The sequence below is a fragment of the Adhaeribacter radiodurans genome (assembly GCF_014075995.1).
In the GTDB taxonomy this organism is placed as follows: domain Bacteria; phylum Bacteroidota; class Bacteroidia; order Cytophagales; family Hymenobacteraceae; genus Adhaeribacter; species Adhaeribacter radiodurans.
This window is the reverse complement of sequence record NZ_CP055153.1, coordinates 72,842-83,960: the sequence shown is the minus strand read 5'-3', so window position 1 is coordinate 83,960 and position 11,119 is coordinate 72,842. Positions and strand designations below refer to the sequence as shown.

Sequence of the window (11,119 nt, the reverse complement as noted above, 5' to 3'; positions counted from 1 at the left end):
CTAAGCAGCAAAATAAAGCAAGATTATCTTTAAAACTTTATAGTTAAAAGACAATCTTACTGCAGAATGTTAAAAATCAAAAGGAATCTGGTTGTACCTCTACTGCCAGGCTGTAGCTGCCGGTAGCTCCTGGGTAAGCCGGGTCAAAACTGGAAGTTACCGAGGTAGCAAAATTTTGTCCTTTATTGCGAAGGCGAATTTGCAAAGGCCGGTTTTCTGGTACATATCGGGCCGAGATTTTATATTTACCTAAAGGAGCATCGTACAAAATGTTACCCTCGGGATTTTGAATAATCTTGTTACCGGTACTACCATCCAGTAAAACACCAACCGGTTCTAAAGTTAATTCTACCCCATCCGAATCGAAAAACTCGCCGCCAGAAGCATAAATTTCTACGCTGCCCCGTAGTAACCGCCCATGCCAAATTCCGGTGTTTTTGCTCCTGAAATTTTTAAGTGCAGGTTGCGTATGGCACCTTCTGTTCCGGCAAAAGCACCTTCGGTTTCGGGTTGTAGATCCAGAATGTACGTTTTACTATCAAACGGAATTACCACTGTACCCCGCACGTACCAGGAACCCGGTGTTAAAGCTATTTTGTAGGTGCCGTTGGCATCGGTGGTTCCCAGAATATTATGGTTATAAAACTGGCTATTATTCACCACAATAGCTGCATTAGCTAATGGCTTACCTTTAGTATCTATTGCTTTCCCAATTACATATCCTTTTTGCGGCTGTGAAGTATCGTTTAACTGGGGTTGGGGATCATCTTTTTCGGTACAACTGGTATAACTAAATAATCCGGCGGCCAAAAGTAGAACAAGTAATTTTTTCACGGCAGGGTTTATTTTTCGTTAACTAAGTTCCTGCAAAACTACTCCCTCTCCTACCCGAAATAAATAAGAAATAGCACTCATATTACTAAGCAGTACTACTCATTTTCAGCCCAAATACTTGTTAGGCAAAATTTTATGAAAACAAAAGCCAGGTTCAAACACCCGGCTCCTAACGCTATTTTCGCGAAATCATCTGAATAAACTATCAATCCAGATACTTTTTATACGTAGGCCGGTACCCAAGCAAATAGGCAATGGGCGTAAGCAATGCAAATAACACGCGCTGTACCATAAACGAAGGTTTTGCTAACCGAAAAACATCTGCGAAATAACGGGCTATTAAGGCTATTTGCCAGATATTGGGTATACCTGCTTCGTTGGTTTTGCCTTCATTAGCCAGCCCCATATGGGTTTCGAAAAAATGATCGGTATTAAGGGCCGGGCGTACTTGCCAATCTACTACGGCGGGACGTTCCGTCGCATTCCACATAGTATGAATGGTGTTTCGCGGAATATGCAGTGCCTCGCCTTGTTTTAAAAGTTTAACTTGGCCGTTTATTCTTACTTTTATTTCTCCTTCCAGTACCCTAAAATCTTCTTCCTGGTTAGGGTGATAATGAGCCGGAGGTTCTGTGGAGTGTGCCTGGTAAGTGGTTTGCATGTGCAGCAGTTGTCCGTTAGTTTCTTTGGCAGTTAACAGAAACTGAATTTCCTGCCCTGTTTTTGGATGACGAATAGTTTTATTTGGATAGGCCATGTTGGTATTGGGTTAATTAATTGGGGTAAATAAAGACTGATAAATTACTTTATAGATAAATTTTATTTAAAAGAAGTACCTGTTTTCTGGTGGTAAATAACTCCAGGGAATTTGCGCTTTGTACCCGAGGGAATACTTTCTTCTATTTAGTAAATTTTACTTTGCTATCAAATCTTTTGAAGCCAATTGGGCAGAGAGAGTAGGGTTATTAAGCCAAGCTTCGGGTTGAAACAATTGTTTTTGGTGCAAAATTATGCCTGTGCGGTTACCCGGAACGCTGGCAAGATCATGACCGGGAATAACAACAATGGTAGGCTCAGCTTTCTGCAATGCCCGAACTTGATTACGTATAGCAGCGGCTTTATCCGGGTGGTGCGCTATTTTTTGCACGTCTTGCGAGTTAAGCCAATCAAAATGAACTACGGCATCGCCGGTTAATAAAACAGGGCCTTGCGGTAACTGCACAATAGCTGCCATGTCACCTTCAGAATGGCCTTCGCCCTCTACCAGAATAATACTACCATCTTCAAAAAGGTCGATTGTGCGGAGAAAAGTGGCGTAAGGTTTTCCCTTCGTAAAATCAATTTCTTGTTGCTGTTGCGGGGCAATCCAAGCTGTATGAGCGGGTTCCAGCCCATCGAATCGGGAAGTATTTTTCAATTTTACTCCTTTGGTGGTTACAAAAGTAGCATTGGTAAAAGCGGGTGCAGTTCCGGTATGATCAAAATGCAAATGCGACAAAATAACGGTATTTACTTTTTCTGGGTGCCAACCAGCATGGCGCATCTGGCTGGCCAAATCACCACCCGTTGCCGACCTCGATTTAAATAATAAACCTACCACCGGGTGCAAAGCACCTTCTTGCTTATCTGCAATTTCCGGCCCTAAGCCGCAATCAAAAATTACTAAACCGCGTTGCGGGTGTTCAATAACAAAAGCCGGCACCGGACGCCAGGGTTGGTTTGGGCCTGCCAGCAGATCGGGTACCCGGTTAGTACCTGTGTTAAACACGTGCAACTTTAAATTTGCGTAGTGTACCCAATTCTTGTTAGCTAAAATGGCCGGCACTTCCGGCCCCGCTACTGGTTGAGGAGAATAACAACTGCTCAAACTTATCAGCAAAACGCAGCCGAAAATTTTTCCTATTTGTCTCATAAATACTTGTGGATTAATTAATTTAACAAGACAAAGTAAGCGAAGCATTTGGCCAGAAACCTTGATTAAAATCAAGATTTACCGTTATCAATAAATGAGTATATAATTAAATTATATTAAATTTTTAAATCCTTGACAAACAACGAAATTTTTGCGCAAGCGCGGGAGAGTTATGCACGATTGGTAAAATTTACCGAAGAAGAATGGCTATTTTTTCAGGAACGAACGCAAATCCGTTACCTGCAGCGGAAAGAACATTTTTTAAAGCAAGGAACCGTATGCCAGCATTGCGCTTACGTAGCGAAGGGTTATGTACGGCATTACTACCTCGTAGACGGCAAAGAAATTACCAATGATTTTAATTTCGAGTACATGTCTACGGGTGGCTACCAGAGTTTTATTACCCAAACTCCGGTGCGGTTTAACATTGTGGCTATGGAGCCTACTACCCTTATAACTTTTAACCGGAACACCGTACTAGATTTATATGAGCGCTATCCGAACTGGCAAAAGCTAGGAAGATTGGTGATAGAAGGATTATTTAACCGCAAAACCCTCCGTGAAGAATCTTTCTTACTCGATACCCCCGAAGATCGATACCAGCAGTTGTTACAACGGCAACCCTTTATCTTGCAACGCGTGCCTTTGGTGTACATTGCTTCTTACCTGGGCATTACGCCGGAAACGCTGAGCCGCATCCGAGCTAGAATTTAATTTTTGCAGAAACCAATATTCTGATGATTAAAAGGCCATTAAAGTAAATCTTTGCTTTAAAAAGGTCTAATTGAAACTAAGTAAATTCAGAAAGAATGCCTTCAATCTAGTACTTGCCTTAGGCTTTTACTTTTGATTTATAAAAGAAGGTAAAAGAACACTTAATCAAATTCCGGGTAATGCAGACCAATAACTTTCTCGGCCATCCCCCAAAGTTTTCGCTGATTGTTCCTTTAAGCCCCGGTGAGTAATAGTAAATCTTTATAAGATAACCCCACCAGCTTGACCTGGTTCATAAAAACCGCCACCTACGCACAGGTTTCTGCTGCAAATAGAGAAGATAGGCCCCTTTCAGAAACAAAGACCAAAACTAGAATTCAAATAAAAATATTTAAAATTAAAACCATGAAAAAGATCAACGTTCCCACCGCCGAACAGGTAGCCCCTGAATCGCAGGAAATATTCGCGCAACTAACCAAAAGATTAGGTAAAGTGCCTAATTTATATGCTACCATTGGTTATTCCGGTAACGCTTTAAAAGGCTTTCTGGATTTTGAAGCAACCTTAAACAAAGGCAGTTTTAGCGCCAAAGAACGCGAAGCCATTGCCTTGGTAGTATCCGAAGTAAACCATTGTGATTACTGTTTAGCCGCTCATACCCAGGCAGCTTTAAAATACCGCTTTACCTTGGAGGAAACTCTGGATTTCCGGCGCGGATCCGCTACCGACGATAAATTAAACGCTATTGTACAACTTGCCAAAGCCATTGCCGAATCCAAAGGCCACCCAGATGCTGCTCTGGTGGATAACTTTTACACCGCCGGTTTTAAAGAAGACGGTTTAATTGAACTGATTGGCCTGGTAACTGTTCGTATTTTTACCAACTACGTATTTGCTGCTACCCAAATACCAGTAGATTACCCGGCCGCTCCAAAGTTGGTTTAAGGAATTAAAAACAGAAAAAAGTAAAATAGCGCTATCATTTTGCTGTTATTTATCTTTTTGTTATTCAGTTGTCATTTTAGTTGTCATTTTCCAGTTCATCCAGAAGGACCTATTTGGCTGCGTAGCGAAAGTGTTTCCTCCTGAATGAACTGAAAAAGTTTCTTACGTCCGGCTATACTAAAAATAAAGGCTCTCTGCCCTAAATAAGGAGTATTTTTAATTAATCACTTTCGCCCACGGCTCACTCCTAGTAAAATATTCGCCGATTCTATTTGAAACTGATTCTCAAATTCATGTACTTGGCGAAAAATTTAAAAAATTGCAAAGGCTCTACTGGTTTTGGTTAATTGAATCGCTGCCCGTTGAGCTTTTTTCTGATTGCTACACCGAAATTAAATGAATTATGGCAAAAATTGTTTCTCCGCAAGTTGACTTCGCCGAACTAATCCGGCAGGTAAAGCAGGTAACCCCCGAAATTTATGACCAACAGGGTAACTACCTCAACCTTTTAGAAGGCCGCTGGCAGGAGCCGGGCACTACCCGTGAATTTGTAACTCCTATTGATGGCTCCGTACTCGGCAGCTTGCCCTTTCTGGATAAAGCTACCGCCCTACGGGCCGTACATGGCGCCCACCGCGAAGCAGCCGATTGGTGTCGCGTAGACCTGGACGAGCGCAAGCAACGCGTGCAAGACTGCCTGGACCAGCTGCTCGATAACGTAGAACTGATTGGCAAACTGCTCATGTGGGAAATTGGCAAAACCTACAAACTAGGCTTTACCGACATCGACCGCTGCATTGATGGCGTGCAATGGTACGTAGATAATATCGAGGAAATGCTCGGTCGTCGGGAACCTTTGGGCGTGGTATCTAACATTGCTTCCTGGAATTACCCCATGTCGGTGCTGATGCACGCGGTATTGGTGCAGGTGCTTTGCGGCAACGCGGCCATCGCCAAAACGCCTACTGATGGTGGATTTATCTCACTTAGTGTAACTTTTGCCATTGCCCGTCGCTGCGGTTTACCCGTAACTTTGGTTAGTGGCTCCGGTGGCGAGTTAAGTGACGTTTTGGTAAAAGACCAGGCCATTGAATGTCTTTCTTTTGTGGGCGGGCGCTACAACGGCCGCAACATTGCCGACGCGCTGGCTTCGGTACACAAACGTTATATGCTGGAAATGGAAGGCGTAAACACCTACGGTATCTGGAATTTCTCGGATTGGGACAGCCTGGGCGATCAACTTAAAAAAGGCTACGACTACGGTAAACAACGCTGCACCGCTTACGTGCGTTTTGTGGTAGAACGCCGCTTATTTCCGCAATTCCTGGAAACCTACTGGACCGCTATCCGCAGCCTCAAAATAGGCAATCCTACTTTGGTAGACAACCCAGGTGATAAACTACCCGACTTGCATTTTGGACCGGTAATTAACAGCCGGCAAGCCGAAGATCTGGACCGCTTGTACGCCGATGCGCTTAAAACCGGCGCTACGCCTTTTTACGAAGGTAAATTAGACGATTCGTTGTTCTTACCCAACCAGGACCGTTCAGCTTACCGCGCCCCGCGGGCGTTAGTTGATTTGCCGCGCCAGAGCGAATTGTACTTTAAAGAACCTTTCGGGCCAATCGATTCCGTTGTACTGGTTGACCGCGTAGAAGAACTGGTAGGGGAAATGAATATTTCCAACGGTGCCTTAGTAGCGGCCGTAGCTTCCGACGATACCAAATGGGCGCAACGCACCGCCAAAGAAGTGCGGGCCTTTAAAGTAGGCATCAACAAACTTCGCTCCCGTGGCGACCGCGAAGAAGTATTCGGCGGCCTCGGCGAATCGTGGAAAGGTGCTTTTGTAGGTGGTAAACTGCTGGTAGAAGCCGTTACGCAAGGTGCCCCATCGGAGCTTGTTCTGGGTAATTACCAGGATGCCACCTTGTTGCCGGAGAAAATATAAAAACATAGAATTTTTGCAGAAGCTGTTGCAGGCTGGTTGTGCGGACACAACCAGCGGCATTGGCCATTGTTCGTGAAGACACAGACAACTTTCACGAAAGCTCTGGGTTTAAGAAGTGCTGCTGATAAATTGCTTTTAGACTAAAATTTAAAAAATTTACAAACCTGGAATTAGCATGTAGCTGGTTCCAGGTTTTTTGTTTTAAGTATTATTGGGTAGCATTTTCGACAAAATTTCGAGAATAAATTATTGTATTATTTCATTCGATAATGGATACCTGCATTAAAAATTTCATTAAAGTTACCATATTGGTAACTTAATTCTTTATCTTTAAGTTATAAAATAAATAAGTGAGGGTAATAGCAAAACGAACATTACGTGATTTCTGGGAGAAGCACGCCAACAGTGAGCAACAATTAAAAGCCTGGTACAATGAGGCGGAGCAAGCTACTTGGAAGTCTCCCAACGATATCAAGAAACACTACCCTTCTGCTAGTATTCTGGAAGACAACAGAATAGTCTTTAACATTAAGGGCAATAGTTACAGGTTAATCGTCAGAATAAATTACCCGTTTAGCATTGTGTGGATACGATTTATAGGTACGCACGCCGAATATGATAAAGTTGATGCTACTAAAATTTAAGTGAAACAAAGATGAATATTAGATTAATAAAGACCGAAAAAGACTATCAATTAGCCTTGCAAAGGCTGGAAGAAATATTTGACGCGGAGCCAGGTACGCTAGCAGGCGACGAGCTCGAGTTGCTTTCCTTTCTGATTGATTCTTATGAAAAGGAGCATTTCCCTATAACTGCCCCAGACCCCATTGAGGCAGTAAAGTTTAGAATGGAACAATTAGGATTAAAGCAGAAAGACTTAGCTGAAGTCTTAGGTTTTAAAAGTAGAGTAAGTGAGGTGTTAAATAGAAAAAGAAAACTTTCTTTAGAAATGATCCGGAACCTTCACAAAACCTTGAATATTCCGACAAACGTGCTCATTCAGGAATACTAAAAGATATTCTCCTTATAAGGTTAAATTTAACCAATACGTTTACTCATCTGTAAACTTTTATGCTTTGTATCTATTCAATCTTAGTTTATGCTATCGGATAAATAGGATGAGGAAGAAAATAATTTAGGAAAAAACAAACTGAAAATAGCTACATGGATAAAACAATTCTCATAACTGGAAGTAGCAGAGGCATTGGAGCGGCAACCGCTTTGTTAGCCGCAAAACAAGGTTATAATGTTTGTGTAAACTACTTGCAAAATAAGAAAGCCGCCGAACAAATTGTGGATGCCATAAACCAACAAGGCGACCAGGCCATTGCGTATCAGGCAGATGTATCTTCTGAAGCAGATGTAACCGCGCTTTTTAGTAAAATAGATAAAGATTTCGGAAGATTAACAGCCTTAGTAAACAATGCAGGCATTTTAGAAGCGCAATCGCGAGTAGATAATATGAATGTAGAGCGGCTTACCCGAGTGATAAATAGTAATATTATTAGTTACATTTTGTGTTCGAAAGAAGCAATTAAACGAATGTCAACTCTTTATGGCGGTAAAGGTGGAGCCATCGTTAATGTTTCTTCCATTGCCGCCCGAACCGGTTCTCCTAATGAGTATGTAGATTATGCCGCTTCGAAAGGTGCCATTGATACGCTTACATTCGGGCTTTCAAAAGAAGTAGCTACAGAAGGAATAAGAGTAAATGCCGTTAGGCCAGGATTTATCTATACGGATATTCATGCAAGTGGCGGAGAACCCGATAGGGTTAACCGGATAAAAAGCTCTCTGCCCATGAAAAGAGGCGGCCACCCCGAAGAAGTGGCGAAAGCAATCTTATGGTTATTATCAGACGAAGCCTCTTTCTCAACCGGAACAATTATCGACGTGACCGGAGGTCGATAAATTATATCGTTGATTAACAGTTCTGAAAAGCCCGCGAGAAAGTGGTTGTTATTTCTTTAATTTTTAAACTCCACTTGCCTGATATTTACTATATTTGATTTTCGCAAATAGCTAAGAAAAATGACAGGCATTACTTCGTTGCAGGATTTTTACCGGGAAATGGGGTTTGTAGCCAATAACCAGCTCGAAACCATTTTACCCAGCGGCATTAATAAAGAAATTGGGCACTTTAACGTGTTTAACATTGCCAGTACCCGGAAAAAGTTGAAGGAAACCAAAGAAATGCCTTACAACCGGCGTACTTATTACAAAATAAGCCTGATCAACGGCCACAACCGCGCCGAATACGCCGACAAATCCATCGACATCCAGCAACACGGTTTGTTGTTTGCCTCGCCCAAAGTGCCGTACAACTACCTGCCCCAAGACGAAAACCAGTCGGGTTACTTTTGCATTTTCACCCATGAGTTTCTGGCAACTTCGCGGAGTGGCGTAATTCTGGACGAACTGCCTATTTTTAAACCAGGCGGTTACCCGGTTTTCGAATTAACGGAGAACCAAGTAGCAGAATTGAAACAATTGTTCGAGAAGATGTTTCAGGAACTGGCCTCGGACTATCCTTATAAATACGATTTGCTGCGCAATTACGTGTTAGAGTTAATCCACTATGGCCAGAAATTACAACCCGATATTGCCCAGTATAACGCCCATAATGCCACTACCCGTATTGCCGGTTTGTTCGTGGAATTGCTGGAACGGCAGTTTCCGATAGCTTCGCCGGGGCAACAATTAGAACTGCGGGCCGCCAAAGATTACGCCGAACGGTTAGCCATTCACGTGAACCACCTCAACAAGGTTTTAAAAGAAAATACCGGCAAAACCACCACCGATTTTATTAGCAGCCGTCTGGCCCAGGAAGCTAAAATCCTGCTTAAGCAAACCGACTGGAATGTTTCGGAAATTGCGTACTCCTTGGGTTTTGAAGAAGTAGCGCATTTTTCTAATTTTTTTAAAAAACAGGCCGGCTTATCGCCTCTGGCTTTTCGTTCCTGAACAGCTGATTTGATTTTTGCAAATAATAGATTGAAACGCGCAAACACCTGCCCGGTTAATTGCGCGAACTTTGTAGTATAAAATTTAAAAAAAATGGCTACAAATAATAAAATCGCATTAGTAACCGGCGGGAGCCGCGGACTAGGCAAAGACATGGCGCTAAGTTTAGCAAAAAAAGGCATTGATGTGGTGCTCACCTACCACAGCAACCAGCAAGAAGCCGAAAAAGTAGTAACGGAACTACAAGGATTAGGGCAAAAAGCTTATGCCTTTCAATTAGATGCCGGCAACATTCCGTCGTTTGATGGGTTCCTGGAAAAAGTAACTACCCATTTACAACAACAAACCGGCAACCCCAATTTCGATTTTTTAATTAACAATGCCGGCACTGCACTTTACGCTAATTTCGCCGACACCACCGAAGAACAGTTTGATACGGCTTTAAACATTCACTACAAAGGTGTGTTTTTCTTAACCCAAAAAGCTTTACCTTTTCTGAACGATGGTGGACGCATCATTAATATTTCTTCGGGCTTGGCGCGTTTTTCTAATCCGGGTTCCTCGGCGTATGGCTCCATGAAAGGTGCTGTGGAAGTACTTACCCGCTATTTAGCCAAAGAATTAGGTGCGCGCGGCATTGCAGCCAACGTTGTAGCACCAGGGCCTATTGCCACCGACTTTGGCGGCGGCCGGGTACGCGACAACCAAGACCTAAACGACCACTTATCTAGTTTAACGGCTCTGGGCCGGGTAGGGGTGGCCGAAGATATTGGTGGCGTAGTGGCCTTTTTATGCACCGAAGAAGCCAGCTGGATTAACGGCCAACGCATTGAAGTTTCGGGCGGCGTGAATTTATAAATTTTAGAAATCTAGCTAGTTCAGGATACCAGACAAAATGGGCAGATAGAGTTAAATCTTTATCTGCCCATTTTTTAAATTTTCAGGCTACCAAAAGGTACTCATTTTATTATTTTCTTCATCATAAATTCTATTGGGAAAGTAGCGGATAAATACCGCAGAACTTTACTTAGTCTCATTTCCGAAATAGAAGCTGCCAAAATAGTTTCTCTTAAGTAAAGCGGAAAAGTTAACTTGTCCGGTAAATACCGGATGCCCTCGCCAGGCGGTTAGTTCAAAAAAAGTAAATGGCAGAATATTAATGGACTTCGATAATTTAAAACAGCACATAAGCAAACGTGTTTCTTTTACGGAAGAAGAGCTACATGAATTTTGCCAGAGTTTTAAACTGGTAAAAGTAAAGAAAAGGCAGTTTGTGGTGCAGCCCGAATTTGTACCCCGCTACCGATTTTACGTGGTACAAGGCAGTTTTCGGGCTTACGTAATCGGCGATGAAGGCCAGGAACATACCATTCAGTTTGCCATTGATGATTGGTGGATAACGGATTACAACAGCTACCTTTTGCAGCAACCTGCCTCCATGTTTATAATGGCGCTGGAAGACAGTACCCTGCTGCAAATTGATTACGAAACGGAGCAAGCCTTAAAGCAGCGCCGCCATGTATTCGAAACGTACTTTCGGATACTCGCCGAAGCTACCGCAGCGCACATGGCCCGCCGGGTAATCACCAACCTTACTAAAACCGCCGAACAACGGTACGATACGTTTATGGAGCGCTACCCGCAAATCGGAAGCAAAGTGCCGCAATACGCGCTGGCTTCTTACCTGGGCATGACTACCGAATACCTCTCCCGGCTGCGGAATAAAAAAACTATCCCCAAAAAGTTAATCTAGTTCAACCTTTTTCCTTGAACTAGTTCGGGCTTATTTCCTAATCCAGTTC

The 11,119-nt window shown here is 43.0% G+C and carries 13 protein-coding genes; 9 read left to right on the top strand and 4 right to left on the bottom strand.

Annotated elements, in window-relative coordinates:
- Positions 1-76: 76 nt before the first annotated feature.
- The 4 genes from HUW48_RS01060 to HUW48_RS01045 all read right to left on the bottom strand — a co-directional run bounded on the left by HUW48_RS01060 (position 77) and on the right by HUW48_RS01045 (position 2,746).
- Positions 77-268, bottom strand: coding sequence for a hypothetical protein (locus HUW48_RS01060; protein ID WP_182413910.1), 192 nt, complete (start codon positions 266-268; stop codon positions 77-79).
- 125 nt (positions 269-393) lie between these two features.
- Complete coding sequence (locus HUW48_RS01055) at positions 394-834, bottom strand: peptidase associated/transthyretin-like domain-containing protein (RefSeq protein WP_182413909.1); 441 nt, start codon at positions 832-834, stop codon at positions 394-396.
- A gap of 205 nt (positions 835-1,039) precedes the next feature.
- The gene (locus HUW48_RS01050; RefSeq protein WP_182413908.1) at positions 1,040-1,591 is read right to left on the bottom strand and encodes a cupin domain-containing protein; all 552 of its coding nucleotides are present in this window, start codon (positions 1,589-1,591) and stop codon (positions 1,040-1,042) included.
- A gap of 156 nt (positions 1,592-1,747) precedes the next feature.
- Positions 1,748-2,746, bottom strand: coding sequence for an MBL fold metallo-hydrolase (locus HUW48_RS01045; RefSeq protein ID WP_182413907.1), 999 nt, complete (start codon positions 2,744-2,746; stop codon positions 1,748-1,750).
- 132 nt (positions 2,747-2,878) lie between these two features.
- On the opposite strand from HUW48_RS01045, the gene HUW48_RS01040 reads away from it, so the two are divergent.
- The 9 genes from HUW48_RS01040 (at position 2,879) to HUW48_RS01000 (ending at position 11,070) form a co-directional block, all read left to right on the top strand.
- Positions 2,879-3,460, top strand: coding sequence for a Crp/Fnr family transcriptional regulator (locus HUW48_RS01040; RefSeq protein WP_182413906.1), 582 nt, complete (start codon positions 2,879-2,881; stop codon positions 3,458-3,460).
- A gap of 405 nt (positions 3,461-3,865) precedes the next feature.
- Positions 3,866-4,405, top strand: a complete 540-nt coding sequence (locus HUW48_RS01035) for a carboxymuconolactone decarboxylase family protein (RefSeq protein ID WP_182413905.1) — start codon at positions 3,866-3,868, stop codon at positions 4,403-4,405.
- Positions 4,406-4,808: 403 nt separating this feature from the next.
- Complete coding sequence (locus tag HUW48_RS01030) at positions 4,809-6,353, top strand: aldehyde dehydrogenase family protein (protein ID WP_182413904.1); 1,545 nt, start codon at positions 4,809-4,811, stop codon at positions 6,351-6,353.
- Between the two features lie 350 nt (positions 6,354-6,703).
- The gene (locus tag HUW48_RS01025) at positions 6,704-6,997 is read left to right on the top strand and encodes a type II toxin-antitoxin system HigB family toxin (protein WP_182413903.1); all 294 of its coding nucleotides are present in this window, start codon (positions 6,704-6,706) and stop codon (positions 6,995-6,997) included.
- A gap of 11 nt (positions 6,998-7,008) precedes the next feature.
- Positions 7,009-7,365 (top strand): helix-turn-helix domain-containing protein, encoded by a 357-nt coding sequence (locus HUW48_RS01020; protein WP_182413902.1) that lies wholly within the window; start codon positions 7,009-7,011, stop codon positions 7,363-7,365.
- Positions 7,366-7,517: 152 nt separating this feature from the next.
- Positions 7,518-8,264 carry an SDR family oxidoreductase gene (locus HUW48_RS01015; RefSeq protein WP_182413901.1) on the top strand — a complete coding sequence of 249 codons (747 nt, stop codon included), beginning with the start codon at positions 7,518-7,520 and terminating at the stop codon, positions 8,262-8,264.
- Positions 8,265-8,384: 120 nt separating this feature from the next.
- A complete protein-coding gene (locus HUW48_RS01010) occupies positions 8,385-9,317 on the top strand; it encodes a helix-turn-helix domain-containing protein (RefSeq protein WP_182413900.1) in 933 nt (310 codons plus the stop codon).
- A gap of 93 nt (positions 9,318-9,410) precedes the next feature.
- Positions 9,411-10,175, top strand: coding sequence for an SDR family NAD(P)-dependent oxidoreductase (locus tag HUW48_RS01005; protein WP_182413899.1), 765 nt, complete (start codon positions 9,411-9,413; stop codon positions 10,173-10,175).
- Between the two features lie 301 nt (positions 10,176-10,476).
- Positions 10,477-11,070: a Crp/Fnr family transcriptional regulator gene (locus HUW48_RS01000; RefSeq protein ID WP_182413898.1), complete on the top strand. Its 594-nt coding sequence runs from the start codon at positions 10,477-10,479 to the stop codon at positions 11,068-11,070.
- Positions 11,071-11,119 lie beyond the last annotated feature (49 nt).

Excerpts from the sequence above, each read along its gene's own strand:
- HUW48_RS01030 (WP_182413904.1), top strand. The coding sequence starts at position 4,809 with ATGGCAAAAATTGTTTCTCCGCAAGTTGACTTCGCCGAACTAATCCGG.
- HUW48_RS01005 (WP_182413899.1), top strand. The coding sequence starts at position 9,411 with ATGGCTACAAATAATAAAATCGCATTAGTAACCGGCGGGAGCCGCGGA.
- HUW48_RS01045 (WP_182413907.1), bottom strand. The coding sequence starts at position 2,746 with ATGAGACAAATAGGAAAAATTTTCGGCTGCGTTTTGCTGATAAGTTTG.
- HUW48_RS01015 (WP_182413901.1), top strand. The coding sequence starts at position 7,518 with ATGGATAAAACAATTCTCATAACTGGAAGTAGCAGAGGCATTGGAGCG.
- HUW48_RS01035 (WP_182413905.1), top strand. The coding sequence starts at position 3,866 with ATGAAAAAGATCAACGTTCCCACCGCCGAACAGGTAGCCCCTGAATCG.
- HUW48_RS01000 (WP_182413898.1), top strand. The coding sequence starts at position 10,477 with ATGGACTTCGATAATTTAAAACAGCACATAAGCAAACGTGTTTCTTTT.
- HUW48_RS01010 (WP_182413900.1), top strand. The coding sequence starts at position 8,385 with ATGACAGGCATTACTTCGTTGCAGGATTTTTACCGGGAAATGGGGTTT.
- HUW48_RS01020 (WP_182413902.1), top strand. The coding sequence starts at position 7,009 with ATGAATATTAGATTAATAAAGACCGAAAAAGACTATCAATTAGCCTTG.
- HUW48_RS01050 (WP_182413908.1), bottom strand. The coding sequence starts at position 1,591 with ATGGCCTATCCAAATAAAACTATTCGTCATCCAAAAACAGGGCAGGAA.